General features: G+C 70.5%; 17 protein-coding genes. 8 read left to right on the forward strand and 9 right to left on the reverse strand.

Annotation, left to right across the window (positions count from 1 at the left end; genetic code table 11):
* Both BGM09_RS17830 and BGM09_RS17835 read right to left on the reverse strand, forming a co-directional pair.
* Positions 1 to 377, reverse strand: a 377-nt coding sequence (locus BGM09_RS17830) for a hypothetical protein (RefSeq protein WP_223187188.1), incomplete at its 3' end; no start/stop codon positions are given.
* Complete coding sequence (locus BGM09_RS17835) at positions 374 to 1,528, reverse strand: hypothetical protein (protein WP_317452753.1); 1,155 nt, start codon at positions 1,526 to 1,528, stop codon at positions 374 to 376. The genes BGM09_RS17830 and BGM09_RS17835, both read right to left, overlap by 4 nt.
* A 494-nt stretch (positions 1,529 to 2,022) precedes the next feature.
* Here BGM09_RS17835 and BGM09_RS17840 point away from each other — a divergent pair, with 494 nt between their 5' ends.
* The 4 genes from BGM09_RS17840 to BGM09_RS17855 all read left to right on the forward strand — a co-directional run bounded on the left by BGM09_RS17840 (position 2,023) and on the right by BGM09_RS17855 (position 6,694).
* Positions 2,023 to 4,569 (forward strand): sensor histidine kinase, encoded by a 2,547-nt coding sequence (locus BGM09_RS17840; protein ID WP_188282612.1) that lies wholly within the window; start codon positions 2,023 to 2,025, stop codon positions 4,567 to 4,569.
* 80 nt (positions 4,570 to 4,649) lie between these two features.
* Positions 4,650 to 5,333, forward strand: a complete 684-nt coding sequence (locus tag BGM09_RS17845) for a response regulator (RefSeq protein WP_188282663.1) — start codon at positions 4,650 to 4,652, stop codon at positions 5,331 to 5,333.
* 68 nt (positions 5,334 to 5,401) lie between these two features.
* Positions 5,402 to 5,800 carry an OB-fold nucleic acid binding domain-containing protein gene (locus BGM09_RS17850; RefSeq protein WP_188282613.1) on the forward strand — a complete coding sequence of 133 codons (399 nt, stop codon included), beginning with the start codon at positions 5,402 to 5,404 and terminating at the stop codon, positions 5,798 to 5,800.
* Positions 5,801 to 5,956: 156 nt separating this feature from the next.
* Positions 5,957 to 6,694 (forward strand): DUF3159 domain-containing protein, encoded by a 738-nt coding sequence (locus BGM09_RS17855; RefSeq protein ID WP_188282664.1) that lies wholly within the window; start codon positions 5,957 to 5,959, stop codon positions 6,692 to 6,694.
* A 67-nt stretch (positions 6,695 to 6,761) separates the two neighbouring features.
* Here the strand turns inward: BGM09_RS17855 and BGM09_RS17860 are convergent, their stop codons facing one another.
* Both BGM09_RS17860 and BGM09_RS17865 read right to left on the reverse strand, forming a co-directional pair.
* Positions 6,762 to 7,442, reverse strand: coding sequence for a potassium channel family protein (locus tag BGM09_RS17860; RefSeq protein WP_188282614.1), 681 nt, complete (start codon positions 7,440 to 7,442; stop codon positions 6,762 to 6,764).
* A complete protein-coding gene (locus BGM09_RS17865) occupies positions 7,442 to 8,107 on the reverse strand; it encodes a potassium channel family protein (RefSeq protein WP_188282615.1) in 666 nt (221 codons plus the stop codon). Before BGM09_RS17865 ends, BGM09_RS17860 begins: the two co-directional genes overlap by 1 nt.
* Before the next feature lie 293 nt (positions 8,108 to 8,400).
* Between BGM09_RS17865 and BGM09_RS17870 the strand changes: the two genes are divergently transcribed.
* A complete protein-coding gene (locus BGM09_RS17870) occupies positions 8,401 to 10,464 on the forward strand; it encodes an APC family permease (RefSeq protein ID WP_188282616.1) in 2,064 nt (687 codons plus the stop codon).
* 74 nt (positions 10,465 to 10,538) lie between these two features.
* Positions 10,539 to 11,870 (forward strand): class I SAM-dependent RNA methyltransferase, encoded by a 1,332-nt coding sequence (locus BGM09_RS17875; RefSeq protein ID WP_188282617.1) that lies wholly within the window; start codon positions 10,539 to 10,541, stop codon positions 11,868 to 11,870.
* On the opposite strand, the gene BGM09_RS17880 is transcribed toward BGM09_RS17875, so the two are convergent.
* The 5 genes from BGM09_RS17880 to BGM09_RS17900 form a co-directional block, all read right to left on the reverse strand.
* Positions 11,855 to 12,571 carry a GntR family transcriptional regulator gene (locus BGM09_RS17880; protein ID WP_223187190.1) on the reverse strand — a complete coding sequence of 239 codons (717 nt, stop codon included), beginning with the start codon at positions 12,569 to 12,571 and terminating at the stop codon, positions 11,855 to 11,857. The genes BGM09_RS17875 and BGM09_RS17880 overlap by 16 nt on opposite strands.
* 148 nt (positions 12,572 to 12,719) lie before the next feature.
* Positions 12,720 to 15,488, reverse strand: coding sequence for a fibronectin type III domain-containing protein (locus BGM09_RS17885; protein WP_188282618.1), 2,769 nt, complete (start codon positions 15,486 to 15,488; stop codon positions 12,720 to 12,722).
* 52 nt (positions 15,489 to 15,540) lie between these two features.
* Positions 15,541 to 16,473 carry a carbohydrate ABC transporter permease gene (locus BGM09_RS17890; RefSeq protein ID WP_188282619.1) on the reverse strand — a complete coding sequence of 311 codons (933 nt, stop codon included), beginning with the start codon at positions 16,471 to 16,473 and terminating at the stop codon, positions 15,541 to 15,543.
* Complete coding sequence (locus BGM09_RS17895) at positions 16,473 to 17,366, reverse strand: carbohydrate ABC transporter permease (RefSeq protein WP_188282620.1); 894 nt, start codon at positions 17,364 to 17,366, stop codon at positions 16,473 to 16,475. The genes BGM09_RS17890 and BGM09_RS17895 overlap by 1 nt, the downstream gene beginning before the upstream one ends.
* 149 nt (positions 17,367 to 17,515) lie before the next feature.
* Positions 17,516 to 18,820 carry an ABC transporter substrate-binding protein gene (locus tag BGM09_RS17900; protein WP_188282621.1) on the reverse strand — a complete coding sequence of 435 codons (1,305 nt, stop codon included), beginning with the start codon at positions 18,818 to 18,820 and terminating at the stop codon, positions 17,516 to 17,518.
* Between the two features lie 183 nt (positions 18,821 to 19,003).
* Here BGM09_RS17900 and BGM09_RS17905 point away from each other — a divergent pair, with 183 nt between their 5' ends.
* Together BGM09_RS17905 and BGM09_RS17910 are read left to right on the forward strand one after the other, a co-directional pair.
* The gene (locus BGM09_RS17905; protein ID WP_317452755.1) at positions 19,004 to 19,744 is read left to right on the forward strand and encodes a GntR family transcriptional regulator; all 741 of its coding nucleotides are present in this window, start codon (positions 19,004 to 19,006) and stop codon (positions 19,742 to 19,744) included.
* Positions 19,745 to 19,797: 53 nt separating this feature from the next.
* Positions 19,798 to 20,532, forward strand: a complete 735-nt coding sequence (locus tag BGM09_RS17910) for an SDR family NAD(P)-dependent oxidoreductase (RefSeq protein WP_317452756.1) — start codon at positions 19,798 to 19,800, stop codon at positions 20,530 to 20,532.
* Position 20,533 lies beyond the last annotated feature (1 nt).

Raw genomic sequence — 20,533 nt, forward strand, 5'->3', positions numbered from 1 at the left:
GTCGCGGCGCCCCCGCGGGCAGGCCCGCGCCCGCCCGCGGGCCCCGACGCGTACACCGTCAGCGGGGGAGCGCCGGTGACGGCGGCGAGCCACGCGGAGCCCCCGCCGCCGTATCCCGCGCAGACCGCCAGGACGCCGGGATGACGGCGGAACACCCGCCGCGTCCAGGTGAGCGCGACGGCCCGGGAAGGCAGCAACAGGCCGTGCCACAGCACGTCGGCGCTGTCCCGCCAGGGCACGCAGCGGGCGTCGTCCCAGCGGACGCTCAGGTGCTCGTCGGCGAAGGCGCCCCCGAACGGCGCCCCGTCACCGCCCACCAGCAGTTCCACCCGGACCTCGCGGCAACCCGGCGCGGCGTGCTCGGAATCCCGGCTCACGGTGACCCGCCGCCCTCGGCCGATGCCGCGGGCGGCGGCAGCGGATCGGGGAGATCCAGTTCCCGCGTCTCCGGCTCGTGGGCGGGCTCGCCCAGCTCCAGCAGCCGGTACATCAGCCGCCGCATCCGGCCGTTGAAGCGGCCTGGCTCGGAGGAGATCCGCGCGGCGATCCTGCGGTACGCGCCCCGGTCGTAGTGGTCGCGCGCGTAACGGAGCTGCCGGGACAGCGAATGCGTCAGGGAGATCGCCGGCGCGAGGGCCGCCAGCGCCGCTCCCGGCGAGTGCGGATTGACGTCCCGACCGGGAAAGCGGGCCATCACGATCGGGACGTCGCACATCGCCGCGTACAGGGTCAGCGAGCCGTGGTCGCCGATCACCGCGTCCGCCGCGACCAGCAGCGGACGCCAGTCGACGTCGGGCGCGATCGGCGGAACGGCCTGCCGGCCGTCGCCCGCCAGCCACGCGCGCACCTGCCATCCGCCGTGGCCCGCCCATGCGTTGGGGTGCAGCAGCAGACACGTACGGTAACCGTCCGCCGGGTCCAGGTCGGCGAGCACCCGCGGCAGCAGTGCCTCCAGCCGGTTGAAGCTCGACCCGAGACCCCAGGTGGAACAGACCAGCACCAGCTTCTCCCCGTCCCGCAGGCCCAGCGCCCTGCGGTACTCGTCCCGGCGCCCCAGGCTGCGCGCGATCCGGTCGTACGAGGCGTCCCCGACCACCTCGGCGATGGGCAGCGCCTCCGGGCAGGACTGCGACAGCAGCGCCAGGTCGTCGCGGTGGGCGAGCGCGTACGCGGCCGGGACCACGCGGTCGCCGATCATGAGGAAGTCCCTGGCCAGGCCGCTGACGCCGCGCCGAGCCGCGCCGGACGGCCCGGACAGCTTCATGTGACCCGCGCCGTGCGGGATCCGCAGCAGTGGGCCGCGCAACTGTTCAAGACCCTGGGAGCCCGCGGCCAGCACCAGGTCGTACTCCTCGGCGACCGCCTCGGACCAGGGCAGCACCTGGGCGTCCAGCGCCGTCAGGAAGGTGCCGACACCCGGGTTGAAGGCGTGCGGGGCGATGGTGAACCGTACGTGGATCCGCAGATCGGAGCGGAGCAGTTCGAACACGTCCTTGAGCCGCTGCCCGTACACCACGGTGTGCACCACGACCAGGACTCTCTTGCAGTCGGACAGTGTGGACCACCGTCCGGGATCGCGTATGGCCGGGCCGGTAAGCCCGTCTACCGCTGACATGGGTGAAACCCCCCGAAGTGAGTCTTCTCTCCTGCGACCGGTGCCCGGCCGCAGGAAGCGGCTTGCCCGGGGCGTCTGGCGGAAGGCTTGCCAAACCCTTGCCGAAACCTTGCCCGGCAGGCCGGGGGACGGGCGGTCTTGGGACCCGGGGGGAGTGAACGGGCCGCGACGGCGCGAAGTCCGCGCCCGGCGCAGCGTCGGCCGGGCCCCGCCTGCGGCAACGGCCGGGTCCCGCTCGGGGCGTCAAGACGCCGCGGCCGGGTCCCGCTCGGGGCGTCAAGACGCCGTCAAGGTCGCGCCGGCGGTGGCCGCGCGCCCGGAATATCCCGTTGCGCGGTTCTAGAGTCGGAGGGTGCGCCTGCCGGGCCGTCCGGGCGAAGGGGGCGGCGGAGCGGGACGATGGAGACATGGCACGCGGGAAGCTGCGCATTTATCTGGGGGCGGCACCTGGTGTGGGGAAGACCTACGCCATGTTGTCGGAGGCGCATCGGCGTGTGGAGCGCGGCACGGACGTGGTGGTCGGGTACGTGGAGCACCACCGGAGGCCGCGGACCGAGGTGATGCTCGCGGGCCTGGAGGAGATCCGGCGCAAGGAGATCGACTACCGGGGGACCGTGTTCACGGAGATGGACGTGGACGCGGTGCTGGAGCGGGCGCCCGAGGTGGTGCTGGTCGACGAGCTGGCGCACACCAATGTGCCGGGGTCGCGGAACGCGAAGCGGTGGCAGGACGTCGAGGAGCTGCTGAAGGCCGGGATCCACGTGGTCTCGAACGTCAACATCCAGCACCTGGAGTCACTCGGTGACGTGGTGGAGTCCATCACCGGGGTGACGCAGCGCGAGACGGTGCCGGACGAGGTGGTGCGCAGGGCCGACCAGATCGAGCTGGTCGATATGTCGCCACAGGCGCTGCGCCGCCGGATGGCGCACGGCAACATCTACGCCCCCGACCGGGTCGACGCGGCGCTGTCCAACTACTTCCGCCCCGGCAATCTGACCGCGCTGCGCGAGCTGGCGCTGCTGTGGACCGCGGACCGGGTCGACGAATACCTCCAGCAGTACCGGGCCGACCACCGGATATCGGCCGCGTGGCAGGCCAGGGAGCGGATCGTGGTCGGCCTGACCGGCGGCCCCGAGGGCCGCACGCTGCTGCGGCGGGCGGCCAGGATGGCCGCCAAGGGCTCGGGCAGCGAGATCCTGGCCGTGCACATCGTGCGCAGCGACGGCCTGGTGTCCGGCTCGGCCAAGGAACTGGCCGTCCAGCGGGCCCTGGTCGAGGACCTGGGCGGGTCCTTCCACCACGTCATCGGCGACGACGTACCGGACGCGCTGCTGGACTTCGCGCGCGGCGTCGACGCCACCCAGATCGTGCTCGGCACGAGCCGCCGCAAGGCGTGGCAGTACGTGTTCGGGCCGGGCGTCGGCAGCACGGTGGCCCGCGACTCCGGCGACATCGACGTCCACATCGTCACCCACGAGCACGCCGCCAAGGGCCGCGGACTGCCCTCCGCGCGGGGCGCGAAACTCGGCCGCTCCAGGGTCGTGGCGGGCTGGCTGACCGGCGTCGCGGGCCCCGTACTGCTCGCGGTGCTGCTCACCCGCTGGCACCCCGGCATGAGCCAGGCCACCGAGATGCTGGTCTTCCTGACCATGACGGTCGCCGCGGCCCTGATCGGCGGACTGCTGCCCGCGCTGGCCGCGGCCTTGGTCGGCTCGCTGCTGCTCAACTACTACTTCACGCCGCCGACGCACTCCTTCACCATCGCCCAGCCAGAGAACATCATCGCCATCGCGATCTTCATCGTCGTCGGCGCCGCCGTCGCCTCGGTGGTGGACCTGGCCGCCCGCCGCACCCAGCAGGCCGCGCGGCTGCGCGCGGAGGCCGAGATCCTGTCGTACCTGGCGGGCAGCGTCCTGCGCGGCGAGAGCTCGCTCGAAGCGCTGCTGGAACGGGTCAGGGAGACCTTCGGCATGGACGCCGTGGTGCTGCTGGAACGGGACGACGAGCACGCGGCCTGGCACTGCGCCGCGAGCGTCGGCAGCACCCCCTGCGTACGGCCCGAGGACGCCGACGTGGAGGTGCCCGTCAACGACCGGCTCACCCTCGCGCTCACCGGCCGCGTCCTGCCCGCCTCCGACCGCCGTGTGCTGTCCGCGTTCGCCGCGCAGGCCGCCGTGGTGCTGGACCGCAAGCGGCTGACCGACGAGGCGGCCAGGGCCAGGGAGCTGGCCGAGGGCAACCGGATACGTACGGCCCTGCTGGCCGCCGTCTCGCACGACCTGCGCACCCCGCTCGCCGGGATCAAGGCGTCGGTGTCCTCGCTGCGCTCCGCGGACGTCGCCTGGTCGCCGCAGGACGAGGCGGAACTGCTGGCCGGGATCGAGGACGGCGCCGACCGCCTCGACCACCTGGTGGGCAACCTCCTGGACATGTCACGGCTCCAGACCGGCACCGTCTCCCCGCTGATCCGCGAACTCGACCTAGACGAGGTGGTGCCGATGGCGCTCGGCGGCGTCCCCGAGCAGAGCGTCGCCCTCGACATCCCCGAAACGCTCCCGATGGTCGCCGTCGACCCCGGCCTGCTGGAACGCAGCGTCGCCAACGTCGTCGAGAACGCCGTCAAGTACAGCCCGCAGAACGAGAAGGTGCTGGTCGCCGCGAGCGCGCTCGGCCACCGCGTCGAACTGCGCGTGGTCGACCGCGGCCCCGGCGTCCCCGAGAGCGCCAGGGACCACATCTTCGAGCCGTTCCAGCGGTACGGGGACGCGCCGCGCGGCAACGGCGTCGGCCTCGGCCTCGCGGTGGCGCGCGGCTTCGTCGAGGCGATGGGCGGGACGCTGGTCGCCGAGGACACACCCGGCGGCGGCCTCACGATGGTGCTGACGCTGCCCGCCGCACACGGGGTCCCCGGAGCGCCCGGCGTTCCCGACCGGCCCGCCACGGCCGTCTCATGACCGCACAGAAGACCGCACAGAAGAGCGCACAGAAGAGCGCACAGAAGAGCGCACAGAAGAACGAACAGAAGAGGACGCACATGTACCGGGTGCTCGTGGTGGACGACGAGCCGCAGATCGTCCGCGCCCTCGTCATCAATCTGCGGGCCCGCGCCTACGAGGTCGACGCCGCGCACGACGGCGCCACCGCGCTGCGGGTCGCCGCCGCCCGCCACCCCGACGTGGTCGTCCTCGACCTCGGGCTGCCCGACATGGACGGCGTCGAGGTGATCCGCGGCCTGCGCGGCTGGACCCGCGTGCCGATCATCGTGCTGTCCGCCCGGCAGGCGTCCGACGAGAAGGTGGAGGCGCTGGACGCGGGCGCCGACGACTACGTCACCAAGCCGTTCGGCATGGACGAGCTGCTGGCCCGGCTGCGCGCCGCGGTCCGCCGCGCCACGCCCACCGGACCCGACGACGACGCCGCCGTCATCGAGACCGAGTCGTTCACCGTCGACCTGGCGGCGAAGAAGGTCAACAGGGACGGCGCGGACGTACGCCTCACCCCGACCGAGTGGCACCTGCTGGAGGTGCTGGTACGCAGCCCCGGCCGGCTGGTCAGCCAGAAGCAGCTCCTCCAGGAGGTCTGGGGACCCGCCTACGGCACCGAGAGCAACTATCTGCGGGTCTACATGGCCCAGCTGCGCCGCAAGCTGGAGGCCGACCCGGCCCGCCCCCGGCATTTCATCACCGAACCGGGCATGGGGTACCGCTTCGAGCAGTGACCCGGCTCTCCCGGAGCCGCCCCTTCGGGGCAATGACCAGGCGCTGACTGGCCGGTACCCTGGGGAATATGAGTGGTGCCATCCGTTCGGACCGACCCGCGGGACGTTTCCGCCGCATGCTCGACCGCCTGTCCTCCTCGCAGGAGGAACTGCACTCCGAGGAGCTGCAGAAGGACGCCCTGGCCGTCGGCTGCACGAGGATCTGCGACTGCTCCGACCGCCAGATAGTGTCCGTCACCGGTACGCTGCGTACGGTCACCCTCCGTCCCCGGGCCGGTGTGCCCGCGCTGGAGGCGGAACTCTTCGACGGGTCCGCCGCGCTGGACGTGGTCTGGCTCGGCCGCCGCAGTATCAGCGGTATCGAACCCGGCCGTCGGATCATCGCCTCCGGCCGGATCTCCATGAACCGGGGTCGTCCGGTGCTGTTCAACCCCAAGTACGAACTGCGTCCGGTCGGACAGGAGTAACAGGTGGCGTCGATCGACAACACGGATCAGACGGTCCGCGCGGATTCCCGGCCGCCCGGCGGGAGCACGGACAGTACCGGGACCGGCGAGGTCACCGGCGAGACGGGTAACACCGGTAAGACCGGCGAGACCGGCACGACTGGCGAGACCGGCGAGATCACCGACGAGTCGCGGGCGGTCACCGAGGCCGCGCTGTTCGACGCCTTCGGCGGGCTGCGCGGCATGGTGGAGACCACTGTGCCCGGCCTGGTCTTCGTCGCGATCTACACGGTCACCAAGGACCTCAAGAGCTCGGCCATCGCCGCCCTCGCGCTGTCGGTGCTGATGGGCGTGGCGCGGCTGGCCCGCAAGGACACCCTCAAGCACGCCTTCAGCGGGGTCTTCGGCGTCGCCTTCGGCGCGGTCTTCGCCATGATGTCGGGCAACGCGAAGAACTTCTATCTGCCCGGCATGCTCTACACGCTCGGCCTGGCCGTGGCGTATCTGGTCTCCGCCGCCGCGGGCTTCCCGCTGCTCGGCCTGATCCTCGGGCCGATCTTCAAGGAGAACCTGTCCTGGCGTAAGCGGAATCCCGGACGGCTGCGCGCGTACACCAAGGCGAGCTGGGCCTGGGGCCTGATCCTGCTGGCCAAGTCGGCGATCCTCTTCCCGCTGTACTGGTGGGGCAACGCGACGCAGCTCGGCTGGGTGAAGGTCGCGCTCGGCATCCCGCCGTTCCTGCTGTCGGTGTACCTGACCTGGATCTTCCTGGTGAAGGCCCCGCCGCCGATCGACGTGATCGCGGAGATGGAGGCGGCCGAGGCCGCGGAGAAGGCCGAGAAGGCCGAGAAGACTGAGAAAGCCGCGAAGGCCGAGAAAACGGAGAAGGCCGCCGCCAAGCACGCCAGGCCCTGACGCGGAAGGCGGCGGCCCCGGACCCGGCAAGGTCCGGGGCCGCCGCCCCTCCACAGGTAAACCGGAACTACTCGGCGGTGCCACCGTCGCCCTGGAGCGACAGCAGATCCTCCAACTGCTCCTCGCGGTGCGGCGCGGCCACGAACAGCAGCTCGTCCCCGGCCTCCAACGCGTCGTCCTTGGACGGCGTCAGCACCCGGTTGCCGCGGATGATCGTGACCAGCGAGGTGTCCTGCGGCCACTCCACGTCGCCGACCCTGGTACCGACCAGCGCGGCCTCCTCCGGCAGCGTCAGCTCCACCAGATTCGCGTCACCCTGGCTGAAGCGCAGCAGCCGTACGAGATCGCCGACGCTCACGGCCTCCTCGACCAGCGCCGACATCAGCCGCGGGGTGGAGACGGCGACGTCCACGCCCCACGACTCGTTGAACAGCCATTCGTTCTTGGGGTTGTTGACCCGGGCGACGACCCGGGGGACCCCGTACTCGGTCTTCGCCAGCAGCGAGACCACCAGGTTGACCTTGTCGTCACCGGTGGCGGCGATGACCACGTTGCAGCGCTGGAGCGCGGCCTCGTCCAGCGAGGTGATCTCGCAGGCGTCGGCCAGCAGCCACTCCGCCTGCGGGACCCGCTCCACTGAGATGGAGGTGGGGTTCTTGTCGACGAGCAGCACCTCGTGCCCGTTCTCCAGCAGTTCGCCGGCGATGGACCGGCCGACGGCCCCCGCCCCGGCAATGGCGACCCTCATCAGCGCGCCTCCTCGGGACCCTTGGCGAATGCCGCCTCGACCTCGGCGATCCCGTCGGTCCGCATCATCACGTGCACCAGGTCGCCCTCCTGGAGGACGGTCTGGGACGTCGGCACCATCGCCTCGCCCAGCCTGGTGAGGAACGCCACACGGACGCCCGTCTCCTCCTGGAGCGTGCTGATCTTGTGCCCGATCCACGCGACCGACGTGTGCACCTCGGCGAGCTGTACGCCGCCGCTCGGGTCGCGCCACAGCGGCTCGGCACCGGACGGCAGCAGCCGCCGCATCATCTGGTCGGACGTCCACCGCACGGTGGCCACGGTGGGGATGCCCAGGCGCTGGTACACCTCGGCACGGCGCGGGTCGTAGATCCGGGCCGCCACGTTCTCGATGCCGAACATCTCACGGGCCACCCGGGCCGCGATGATGTTGGAGTTGTCGCCGCTGCTGACCGCCGCGAAGGCTCCCGCCTCCTCGATTCCGGCTTCGCGCAGCGTGTCCTGGTCGAACCCGACTCCGGTCACCCGGCGCCCGCCGAACCCGGAGCCCAGGCGGCGGAAGGCCGTCGGGTCCTGGTCGATCACCGCGACCGTATGACCTTGCTGTTCGAGAGAGTGCGCGAGAGTGGAGCCCACTCGCCCGCATCCCATAATCACGACGTGCACGACCGTCCTTCCGGCTGTCAAACGTTTGTGGCCGGGCTCTTGTGGAGCCCCGCGGAGCACTGTTGGTCAGCACAAGCGTCTCAGACCGCGGCCAAAGCTACACACGCGTGCGGCGGGCGAGAAGGTTGCGCCGACCGGGCGCACGACTTCCCCACCGAGATCTCCGCAGACAGCCCCGCCGACAGCCCCGCCGACTTCCCCGCCGAAGCCGTACCCCGCCCGTCACCAAGTCCCCCACTGCCCTTAGGGCAGCGGGGGGAGCGGCCGTATTGACGATCCCTTAACATCGCGGGGTGTCCAAACTGACCGACCTGCCGAAACGGATCCTGATCGGCCGGGCGCTACGCAGCGACAAGCTGGGGGAAACGCTCCTCCCCAAGCGGCTCGCGCTACCCGTCTTCGCCTCCGACCCGTTGTCCTCCGTCGCGTACGCGCCGGGCGAGGTCCTGCTCGTCCTGTCCATCGCGGGGGCCTCGGCCTACCACTTCAGCCCGTGGATCGCCGTCGCGGTCGTCGTGCTCATGTTCACAGTGGTGGCCTCCTACCGGCAGAACGTCCACGCCTACCCCTCCGGCGGCGGCGACTACGAGGTCGCCACCACCAACCTGGGGCCCAAGGCCGGACTCACCGTCGCCAGCGCGCTGCTCGTCGACTACGTCCTGACCGTCGCCGTCTCCGTCGCCTCCGGAATCGAGAACCTCGGTTCCGCCGTCCCCTTCTTCGCCGACCACAAGGTGCTCGGCGCGGTCGGCATGATCTTCCTGCTGATGGTCATGAATCTGCGCGGGGTGCGCGAGTCCGGCAACATCTTCGCCATCCCGACCTACGCGTTCGTCGTCGGCGTCTTCTGCATGATCGCCTGGGGCATCTTCAAGATCGCCACCGGACACGACATGCAGGCGCCCACCGCGCACTACACCATCCACGCCGAGACCTCGGGCATCGGCGGCTTCGCGCTGATCTTCCTGCTGCTGCGCGCCTTCTCCTCCGGCTGCGCCGCGCTCACCGGTGTCGAGGCGATCAGCAACGGCGTCCCGGCGTTCAAGAAGCCCAAGTCCAAGAACGCCGCGACCACGCTCGCCGCGATGGGCCTGCTGGCCGTCACCATGTTCTGCGGCATCATCGCGCTGGCCATGAACACCAAGGTGCACATGGCCTCCAACCCGGCGACCGACCTGCTCAACAACGGCGTCCCGGTCGGCTCCGGCTATACGCAGGACCCGGTGATCGCGCAGGTTGCCGAGGCGGTCTTCGGCCACAATTCGATCCCGTTCATCTTCCTGGCCGCCGTCACCGCGCTCGTGCTGTTCCTCGCGGCGAACACCGCGTACAACGGCTTCCCGGTCCTCGGCTCGATCCTCGCCCAGGACCGCTACCTGCCGCGCCAGCTCCACACCCGCGGCGACCGCCTCGCCTTCTCCAACGGCATCGTGCTGCTCGCGGGCTTCGCCGCCGTCCTCGTCTACATCTACGGCGCGGACTCCACCCGGCTGATCCAGCTCTACATCGTCGGCGTCTTCGTCTCCTTCACGCTCAGCCAGACCGGCATGGTCCGGCACTGGAACCGGCACCTGCGCACCGAGACCGACCCGGCCAAGCGCCGCCACATGCACCGCTCCCGCGCCATCAACACCTTCGGCGCCTTCCTCACCGGCCTGGTGCTCGTCATCGTGCTGCTGACGAAGTTCACCCACGGTGCCTGGGTCGCGGTGCTCGGCATGATCGCGTTCTACGCGCTGATGACCGCGATCCGCCGCCACTACACGCGGGTCGCGGACGAGATCGCCGCCGAGGACGAGCCGGGCGACGACTATGTGCGCCCGTCGCGCGTGCACTCCATCGTGCTGGTCTCCAAGCTGCACAAGCCCACCCTGCGGGCGCTGTCCTACGCCAAGCTGATGCGCTCCGACACCCTGGAGGCGCTCAGCATCAACGTCGACCCCGACGACACCAAGGCGCTCCAGACCGAATGGCAGCGCCGCGGCATCGACGTACCGCTGAAGGTCCTCGACTCGCCGTACCGCGAGATCACCCGGCCGATCATCGAGTACGTACGGGGCCTGCGCCGCAGCAGTCCGCGCGATGTGGTCAGCATCTACATCCCGGAGTACGTGGTCGGCCACTGGTACGAGCACGTGCTGCACAACCAGAGCGCGCTGCGGCTCAAGGGGCGGCTGCTGTTCACCCCCGGTGTGATGGTCACCTCGGTGCCCTGGCAACTGGAGTCCTCCGAGGTCGCCAAGGCGCGTGCCAGGCGCCGCGCGGACTGGAACGCGCCCGGCGCGGTCCGCCGCGGCCCGGTCGGCCCGCCGCGCCGCGACAGGGAGCACACCGGCAACGGCGGACGCCAGAAGTGAGGCCGCACGCGGGGACGTAGACTGGAGGGCTTGTCCCCGCGTACCGCACTTCGAAGCTCAGGAGCACCGCCCCCATGCAGACCGAATCCGTAACCTCACTGGTCGGCCAGGAGTACGAGGTCGAGGTCGGCCAGGTGGCGCACGGCGGCCACTGCGTCGCGCGCACCGACGCCGGGCAGGTGCTCTTCGTCCGGCACGCGCTGCCCGGCGAGCGGGTCGTCGCGCGGGTCACGGACGGCGAGGAGGGCGCGCGGTTCATCCGGGCCGACGCCGTGAAGGTGCTGACCGCGTCCAAGGACCGGGTCGAGCCGCCGTGCCCCTTCTCCGGCCCCGGCCGCTGCGGCGGGTGCGACTGGCAGCACGCGGCGCCCGGCGCGCAGCGGCGCCTCAAGGCGACGGTCGTCGCGGAACAGCTCGAACGGCTCGCCGGGCTCACCCCGGAGCAGGCCGGCTGGGACGGCACCGTGATGCCCGCCCCCGGCGACAAGGTCGCCAAGGGCGAGGTGCCCGCGTGGCGGACCCGCGTGCAGTACGCGGTGGACGCCGAGGGCCGCGCCGGACTGCGCAAGCACCGCTCCCACGAGGTCGAGGTGGTCGACCACTGCCTGATCGCCGCCCCCGGCGTCAGCGACCTCGGCGTCGAGGACCGTACGTGGCCGCAGATCGCCTCCGTCGAGGCCATCGCCGCCACCGGTTCGAACGACCGTCAGGTGATCCTCACCCCGCGCCCCGGCGGGCGGCTGCCGATCGTCGAACTGGACCAGCCGGTGTCGGTGCAGCGGATCGGCGAACGCGATCACGCCGTGCACCGCGTCCACGGCCGCCCCTTCGTCCGCGAGCGCGCGGCGGGCCGCACCTGGCGCGTCGGCGACGGCGGCTTCTGGCAGGTCCACCCGAAGGCCGCGGACCTGCTGGTCGAGGCCGTCATGCAGGGCCTGATGCCGCGCAAGGGCGACATGGCCCTCGACCTCTACTGCGGTGTCGGCCTCTTCGCGGGCGCGCTCGCCGAACGCGTCGGCGACCAGGGCGCCGTCCTCGGCATCGAGTCGGGCAAGCGCGCCGTCGAGGACGCCCGGCACAATCTCCAGGACTTCGACCGCGTCCGCATCGAGCACGGCAAGGTCGAGCAGGTCCTGCCCAAGACGCGGATCGAGGAGGCCGACCTCATCGTCCTCGACCCGCCGCGCGCGGGCGCGGGCAAGCAGACCGTCCGCCAGCTCGCCGCCCTCGGCCCCCGCCGTATCGCCTACGTCGCCTGCGACCCCGCCGCCCTCGCCCGCGACCTCTCCTACTTCGCCGAAGCGGGCTACCGCTCCACCACCCTGCGCGCCTTCGACCTCTTCCCGGTCACCCACCACGTGGAGTGCGTCGCGATCCTCGTGCCCGACCGTCAGTCCGTGAAGTAGTCGGGGTACTGCTCGCGCAGGGCGACGCCGTAGCGGCGGACGCGGCTCACGTGGTCGCCGAGCAGGCGCCGGCCGCCGGTCACGTCGGCGGCTTCGAGGGCGTCGACGATGGCCGTGTGCTCGGTGACCAGGGCGCGGACGGTGTCGGGGTCGGGGAGGCTGAGGCGGCGCAGCCGGTCGAGCTGGAGCTTCATCGGCTGCATGACCGTCCAGACGCCGTGGTAGCCGCTGATCACGAAGAGCTGCTCGTGCAGGGCCTCGTCGGCGTCGAAGAATCCGGCGAGGTCCTGTTCCGCCTCGCAGCGGACCTGTTCCGCCAGCAGGGCGCGGCATACGCCCAGGCGGCGGTCCGGCGCGGCGCACGCGACGGCGAAGGCGGAGATCTCCAGGCTCTCGCGGACGAACCGCGCTTCCTCGACGTCGCGCAGGCTGATCTTCGCCACGGTGGTGCCGACTTGGGGGATGACGGTCACCAGTCCGTTGTCCACCAGGCGGGCGATGGCCTCGCGCACCGGGGTTCTGCTCACCTGGAGCCTGGCCGACAGGTCGGTCTCGGACAGCGAGGCGCCGGGGGCGATACGTAGCGTCCTGATCGCCGACACCAGCTCTTCGTAGACGCGGTCGGAGGTGCGGGCGCGACCGCGGACGACCGGACGCAGCGGGGAGCCGCCGCCGCGCGCTTCCGTTGGGGGGTTGTTCAACGAGCGTTCCACCCTCGCAAGATTTTCGGGCCGGACTCCTCGTCAGGATATCGGGATTCGTCCGTCGGGCAGCGGGTCCCGCGCACACCGCGGCCGGCCGGGTCCCGCGACCCGGCCGGCCGTGTGCCTCGTCGATCCGACGCGGCGGTCAGCGCCTCGCGCTCTGCGTGCCGGGCGTCACCGTCCACTGGTCGAAGTCGTACGCGACCGACTCGTCGCCGACGGTCGCGGTGAACGTCGAGCCGAGCTTGTCCTGCTGGAGCCACGGCGTGTCGAACAGCTTGAAGCTGTCGTAGCCGATCGCCTGGCCGTTCACCAGGCGGGTCGCGCCGGGCGCCTGGGACGCCCTGTCGTAGGTGAGGTCGAGGTCGTCCCCGGCCAGGCTGTGGTAGATGACGCGCGGGGTGGCGTCGTCCACGTGGCTGGTGTCCAGGCTGGTCTGCGTGGTCAGCGCCGTCGCGAAGGCGTCGAGGCTGGTGTACGCGGAGGCGTCGGCCGTCTCCAGCACCCACGCGTTGGTGTCGGCCTGGCTGCGCAGGATGTCGTAGGTGTAGCCGAGCGTCGCGGTCGGGTGGATCTGCGTCGTCGTCTTCACCTTGTTCGACGGGTCGTTGGGCGTCTGGTGGTACCAGGCGCCGGGCTTCGCCAGCTTGAACGCGAAGTACATCGGCCCGGTGTCGACGACCGTCCAGCCGTCCACCTGCTTGCGCTCCACGACCGAACCGTTGTCGGGGAACATCGCGTTGATGTAGTTCGACGTCTGGTCACCCGACGACTTGTAGATGCCCAGCGCCGTCGGACCGTCCTGCATCACCCGGTGGTTGTCGGGCTGGTCGTACGACCCGATCTGCGCGGTGCCCTGGTCGAGCGAGATCCGGAACAGCGGATTCGCCGCGCTGGACTGCCAGCGCAGCACCATCGGCATGTCCTCGATCCAGTTGTCGACCCTGCGGTACTGCGTCTCGGTGGCCAGTCCCCAGGTGGGCCGCACATAGCTGGTGCGGTAGACGTCCATCGCGTTGCCGCCGGAGTTCTGCAGATTCGACTTGTACGCGCTGTACGACTTGTCGGTCATCCGGCCGATCGTCACCGCGAGCGGCGGCGGCGTGTAGGACGTGCCGGACCAGGCCAGCATGCCCACGTACTCCAGGTCGGGCCGGTACGCCGACGGCGCCGTGTTGTCCGACTCGCCCACCCCCTGCTGCGCCCGGTGCTCCCCGAAGTACGTCCAGGCGAGCGTCGTGTGGTCCGCGGACCGCCAGGTCGGGTCGTTGGCGGAGGCCAGGTCGCCCTTGGCGCGGCTCTCCGACGAGATCAGGTAGCCGTTGTCCCAGTCGTTCGCCCACTCGAACCACATGACGTCCATGGCCATCTTGACCTCGGAGCGCAACTGCTGGTCGTCGGACCACTGGTAGATCGCGTTCAGACCGACATACGTCATGATCGTGTACTCGGGGCTCTCGTACTCCGCCCAGCCGCGCCGCACCCCGGCGTTGACCATCTCCTCGATGTTGGCCTTGCTGCTCGCCTTGAGCGCCGCGCCGGAGTTGCCGTTGAGGTCGGCCACGTCCGGGAAGTACTGCCCGACCAGATAGCCGGTGACGTACGTGCTCATCCGCAGGTTCTCGGTCTGCGGGAGCTTCTGGTAGCCGTACTTGGCGAAGTACGCGCGCACGTCCTGGAGCATCGCGGGGCTGAACTGGTCACCCGCCATCAGGTACGTGTACATCTTCGCCATGATCTTGTACTGCTCGTAGTCGTAGCCCTGGTAGAGCTTGTCCAGCTTGCCGAGGTTGGCCGCGACGTTCTGGTGGTCCACCAACTGCGCGGTGTACTGCGCCACGTTGATCGGGCCGTCCTCCTCCTTCATGGCCTTCGTCCGGTCCCACAGCCACTGCGTCCGGGTCTGCTGGGTGCCGGGGAACGGGGCGGGAGCAGCGGGTACGTAGGTGGCGGTCGTGACGTGCACCGAGCTGCTCAGCGGGCTGACGTTGCCGAACGCGTCCTTCGCGCGCACCGCGAAGTCGTAACCCGTGCTCGGCATCAGACCGGTGACGACCGCGGAGGTGCTGGAGCCGCTGACCGAGGAGGCCAGATAGCCGTCGCGGTAGATGTCGTAGCCGCTGACCCCGGTGTCGTCGGTCGAGGCGTTCCACAGCAGCGGGACGCTGTCCGAGGAGGCCGTCCCGGCGTGCAGTGACGTCGGCGTGGTGGGCGGCGCGCTGTCGGACACCGCGCCGGCGTCGTACACACCGACGTTGTCGACGTCGATCGCCTCGTCGGTGCCGCCGGTGTCGACGCGTACCTGGAAGCCGAGTTCGACGGTCGTCACGAGCCGCTGTCCGCCGTTGGGCACCACGGTGAAGCGGTACTCGGGGATGTCGCTGTCGTCGACCGTCGCCAGGGCGCCCGACGTGCTCTTGTACGCGGCGGTGCCGGTCAGGCTCACCGCCGGCACGGCGAACCGCGGCACCAGGACGTTGTCGGCGTTGCCGAACTGGATCTCCGCGTAGATGTCCTTGGCGACGGGCTTGGTGCTGGCCGCGCCGCGCTTGAGGTCGAACTTCAGGACGAACTGCTCGGCCGGGCTGCCGACCGGCGCTCCGTAGACGGCGTTGACGCGGCTCATCAGCGAACCGGTGGAGAACCGGTGGTAGAAGTAGCTGGCGAGGTTGGTCCCCTCGGAGGCGTCGCGCAGTTCGAGCGCGTTGTTCCCGCCGACGCTCACGATCTGCTGGCTGCCCCCGCCCGAGGCGGTGGACATGGTCAGCGGACTGGTGCCGCTGTCCATCGTGGTGTCCATGTCCGCCGCGAGCAGGTTGACCTGTGGGTCATCGGCGGCGACGGCACCCTGGGACGGTGCCGCGAGGAGCACGATGACGCACGCGGACGCCATGGCTCCGTACCGGACTCTCATGGATCATCCTTTCGTTGGCACTGGCTGACTTGCTGACCGTTGAACCGACCGGCTACTTGACCGACCCCGCGACCAGGCCCTTGCTCCAGAAGGACTGCAAGGACACGAACATGGCGACGACGGGCACGACCGAGAGCAGCGCGCCCGTGACGACGGTCGCGTAACCGATCGGATAGCCCTGCATCTCACGCCAGCCGACGAGCCCCACGGTCACGGGCTGGAGCGATCTGTCGGCGAGCATGAGCGAGGGGAGCAGGAAGTTCGTCCAGATCGCGACGAACTGGAACAGGAAGATCGTCACCATCGCGGGCGCCATGATCCGCATCCCCATCACGAAGATGCGGAACTCGCCCGCCCCGTCGATCCGTCCGGCCTCGATCAGCGCGTCCGGGATCGACGACGCGGCGTAGATCCGGCTCAGATACACGCCGAAGGGGCTGACGATGCTGGGGATGAACACCGACCAGAAGGTGTTGATCACGCCGGTGTGACTGAAGAGCAGATACAGCGGGACGGCGAGTACGGGGGCGGGCAGCAGGACGGCGGCGAGCACCGTGCCGAACACCGCCTCACGGCCGGGGAAGGGGAACTTCGCCAGCGCGTAGCCGCACATGGTGGCCAGCAGCGTGGAGACGACGCCGCCGCCGACCGCGTACAGCAGCGAGTTCAGCAACCAGCGGGAGTAGATGCCGCCCTGGGCCTCGAACAGCGTCTGGACGTTGTCCCAGAGGGCGAAGTGCGCGCCGAACCAGAAGCCGTTGCCGGAGAAGAGCTCCCCGCTGCCCTTGGTGGCGGAGACGACCAGCCACCACACCGGGAGCAGGAAGTAGAGGGCGAACAGGCCCATGACGGCCAGCACGAACATCCGCGACGCCGGGTTCACGGTCGTCAGCGGGCTTCCCGAGGCGCGTTTCGGCCGCGGTCGCGGTCGCGGCTTCGGGGGGGTCGGCGTGGTGCGCGCGGGTGATTCCACGGTGGCGGTCATCAGTCGGTCCTCTTGGCCGACGCGCGGAAGACGGCGACGGAGAGCACACAGATCAGCGCACCGAGCACCACCGACTGCGTGGCCGCGTAGTTGAAGTTGTTGGAGGAGACCGACCGCAGCGTGGCCATGATCGGCGTGTAGGTGGAGGACAGGTTCGGCGCCACCGACTTCATGGTGGCGGGCTCGTTGTAGAGCTGGAACGTGCCGATGATCGAGAAGACCAGGGTCATCAGCAGCGCCGGTCGGATCTGCGGGACCTTGATCAGCCACGCGGCCCGCCACCCCGTGCAGCCGTCCATCGCGGCGGCCTCCATGGTCTCCTCGGGGATGGCCTGGAGCGCCGCGTACAGCAGGATCGTGTTGTAGCCGGTCCACGCCCAGGTGAGGATGTTCGCGATCGAGAACGGCAGCGCGGCGTCGGTGACGAAGCTGGCGTGGACGCCGACCGAGTCGAGCGCGCGGGTGATCGGGCTCAGCGACGGCGCGTACAGGAACGACCAGACCAGTCCCGCGATCACACCGGGCAGCCCGTACGGGACGAAGTAGGCGAGCCGGAAGAACCGGCCGCCCTTGACCGCCGCGGAGTCCAGGAGAAGGGCGAGTACGAGCGCGATGCCGAGCATCACCGGCACCTGGATCACGCCGACGAACGCCACCCGTCCCAGCGAGGCGAGGAAGTCCGCGTCGTGGAACACCTCGACGTAGTTGTCGAAGCCCGCGAAGACGGTCTTCGAGCCGCCGAGCCCGAGGCCGGAGCGCTTCACCGAGAACAGGCTCTGCTCCAGTGAGTACGCGGTGGGGATCAGGTAGACGACGACGAAGAGCAGGAGGAACGGCAGGACGAACGGCGCGGCCCGGCGGAGCTCGCGTAGTCGGCGCCGTTGAGTCGTCACGGAGGACACGGTCACCTTCTCTCTGAAGGAACGTGGGTGCTGGGGGACGTGTCGGGTCGGCTCGGGTCGGGGGCGAGGCGGGGCGGGGCGGGGGCGGCGGATTCGCGGCCCCCGCGCGGCCCTACTGGTTGGCCCCCATGGGCTGACCGCTACTGGTTGACCGAGAAGCCCTGGGACTTCAGCGCCTTGAGCGTGTCCTTCTGGGCGTCGCCGAGCGCGTTCTCGTACGTGGCCTTCTTCGTGTGCACCTTGCCGAGGCCGTCACCGAGCGTCGTGGCCGAGATCGACATGATCGGCCCCCACATCCAGCCGGAGTTGACCTTGGCCGACTCGGTGCGGAACAACTGGTAGACGGGCTGGCCGCCGTAGTAGCTCTGCGGGGCGTCCAGCGCGGAGTTGGTGAGCCCGGACCTGGACGCGGGCAGGATGGCCGCGGAGGCGATGAGGTTCGACACCGACTCCTTGTCCGTCGACATCCAGGTGGCGAATTCGGTCGCCTCCTTCGGGTGCGAGCAGTCCTTCATCACGGCCGTGGCCGATCCGCCGGAGTTCCCGACCGTGTCCGTACCGGCCCATCGGGGCATCGGCGCGACGGCCCACTTGCCCGCGGAACCCGAGGCGTTGTCCCGGATCAGGGACGCCGACCAGACGGGACCGACCTCGGCCCAGACCGTCCCCTTGCTCCACGCGGAGTACAGCGCCGCGTCGAAGGCGGGGTACGAGGCGAGCAGCCCCTTGTCGTACAGGCCCTGCCAGTAGTCGCCGACCTTGCGGTTGGCGGCGCTGTCGAACGACACGGACCAGGCGTCGTTCTTCACCCCGAACCAGGGGGCGCCGCCCTGCCACGCGAACCCGGCGTAGAGGTAGGGATCGGTGGGCAGGTTCATGATCCGCGACGCCGGGTCCGCGGCCTTCACCGCGGCGGCGGCGGCCGTGAACTCGTCCCACGTCCTGGGCAGCGCGATGTGCGCCTTCTTGAACAGGTCGGCCCGGTAGAACATCGCCATCGGCGCGGTGTCCACCGGTACGCCGTACGCCTTGCCGTCGACGCCGACGTTGCCCCACACCCAGTCGGGGAACTCGCTCCTGCCGTCCTTCACGTACGTGCTGACGTCCTGGAGCACGCCCGCCGCGAGGAAACTGGAGAACGTCTCGTACCCGACCTGGGCCAGACAGGGCGCCTTGCCCGCCTTGGCGGCGGTGAGCATCTTGTCGTAGCCGCCGGCGCCGCCGTTGGTGACGGCCTCGTACTTCACGTGGACGTCGGGGTGCGTCTTGTTCCAGAGCGCGACGGACTTCTCGTAGCCCGCGGCCCAGCCCCAGAAGGTGATGTCCGCCGGGCCGCCGCTGTCCGCCTTGGAGCTGCCGCTGCCGCCGCTGCCGCCGCCGCATCCGGTCAGCACGAGGCTGAGCGCGGCGAGGACCGCGGCGGTGGTGAGTCGTGCCCTGCGCATGATCATGGCGACCTCTCGGTTTGCTGCTGTACAGCGCGGTTCGTGTCTTCGTGCCGTGGTGATGGGGGGCGTTGGCGGGGGCGATGAGGGGGCGATGGGGGAGCGGACATACCGCCGCGGACGACACCGGGTAGGCGACCGGGATACTTGCATACAAGAATACTGGCATGCAAGGATTCGGACGTGAATCCTCCCCGACCAGCACGCATCCAGGAGCAGGCACCCCCCGGCCCCGCCGGAGGGCTGTCGCCGATCACCCGGGACCGCACGCGGAACCGCGCCTCCGATCACGTCTACGACGAGTTGGTCTCCGCGATCCGCAAACTGCGGCTCGCCCCCGGCTCCTCCCTGTCGGAGACGGACATCGCGGAACGGCTGCACGTCAGCCGTACGCCCGTCCGGGAGGCCATCGCCCGGCTCGCCGACACCGGCCTCGTCCACGTCGTGCCGCAGGTCGGCACGCAGGTCGGCCTGATCCGGCTACGGGACGTGGAGGAAGCGCGCTTCGTCCGCGAGAGCCTGGAGGTCTCGGCCTTCGAGGCGGCCTGCGGCAACCCGGCACTGGACGTCGGCATCCTCCGCGACCTGCTCGAACAGCAGGAACACGCCTACCGCACCGCCGACTACGACACGTTCTTCCAGGCCGACGAGGCCCTGCACAGCGCGATCTTCACCCTCAGCGGCCACCCCGGCGCCTGGCAGGTCGTCCAGCGGATGAAGCTGCAACTCGACAGAGTGCGCCGGCTCGCCCAGCCCGACACCGCCACGATGCGCGACCTGATCGACGAACACCGGCTGATCGTCGATGCCTTGGAGTCCCGCGACATCGCGGGCGGGCGCGCCCTGATCAGCCGTCACGCCAGACGCGCGCTCGAACGCGTGCCAGGGCTGCGCGCGCGGTATCCGCACTACTTCACGGCATGACCGGGCGCGGCAGCCGGGCGCACCGAATCACCGCGACGAAAGGACAACCCCACGTGAACAGGTTCGCCGGACGGACGGTTCTCGTCACAGGCGCCGGTTCCGGCATCGGCCGCGAGATGACGCGCCAGTTCGTGGCGGAGGGGGCGACCGTGTACGCGGCGGACCTCGACCCCGCCGACGTACCCGAAGGCGGCATCCCGCTCACCGTCGATGTCACCGACCCCGACTCCTTCGCCGCGGCCGTCTCCCGGGCGGTGTCGGAGACCGGCGCGCTGCACGTGCTCTGCAACAACGCGGGCCTGGCCTCCAGCACCGACACCCTGGCGTGCAGCGTCGAGGAGTGGGACGCGACCTTCGCGGTCAACACCCGCGGGGTGTTCCTCGGCACCAAATTGGCCCTGCCGCACATGCTCGCCCAGGGCGACGGCGCCATCGTCAACACCGCCTCCGCCGCCGGACTCGTCGGGCTGAAGGACCGCGCCGCGTACTGCGCCAGCAAGGGCGCCGTGATCGCCTACAGCCGCCAGGTCGCCGTGCAGTACGCGGGCACCGGCGTGCGCTGCAACTCCGTGTGCCCCGGCACCGTCGACTCCCCGTGGGTGGGCCGCCTGCTCGCCGCGGCCGACGACCCCGAGCAGGCCCGCGCCCAACTCGTCGCCCGGCAGCCGATGGGCCGCCTCGGAACCCCGGCCGAGGTCGCCGCGGCCGCCCTCTACCTCGCCTCCGACACCGCCGCGTTCATCACCGGCACCGAGCTGGTCATCGACGGCGGGCTGCTCGCCGGCTGAC

Origin of the sequence: Streptomyces sp. CBMA29 (assembly GCF_014596445.1) — a bacterium.
GTDB lineage: Bacteria > Actinomycetota > Actinomycetes > Streptomycetales > Streptomycetaceae > Actinacidiphila.

What these genes read in the sequence shown, in the direction of transcription:
- BGM09_RS17840 (WP_188282612.1), top strand. Translation starts at nt 2,023, where the DNA reads ATGGCACGCGGGAAGCTGCGCATTTATCTGGGGGCGGCACCTGGTGTG.
- BGM09_RS17845 (WP_188282663.1), top strand. Translation starts at nt 4,650, where the DNA reads ATGTACCGGGTGCTCGTGGTGGACGACGAGCCGCAGATCGTCCGCGCC.
- BGM09_RS17850 (WP_188282613.1), top strand. Translation starts at nt 5,402, where the DNA reads ATGAGTGGTGCCATCCGTTCGGACCGACCCGCGGGACGTTTCCGCCGC.
- BGM09_RS17860 (WP_188282614.1), bottom strand. Translation starts at nt 7,442, where the DNA reads ATGAGGGTCGCCATTGCCGGGGCGGGGGCCGTCGGCCGGTCCATCGCC.
- BGM09_RS17875 (WP_188282617.1), top strand. Translation starts at nt 10,539, where the DNA reads ATGCAGACCGAATCCGTAACCTCACTGGTCGGCCAGGAGTACGAGGTC.
- BGM09_RS17885 (WP_188282618.1), bottom strand. Translation starts at nt 15,488, where the DNA reads ATGAGAGTCCGGTACGGAGCCATGGCGTCCGCGTGCGTCATCGTGCTC.
- BGM09_RS17890 (WP_188282619.1), bottom strand. Translation starts at nt 16,473, where the DNA reads ATGACCGCCACCGTGGAATCACCCGCGCGCACCACGCCGACCCCCCCG.
- BGM09_RS17900 (WP_188282621.1), bottom strand. Translation starts at nt 18,820, where the DNA reads ATGCGCAGGGCACGACTCACCACCGCCGCGGTCCTCGCCGCGCTCAGC.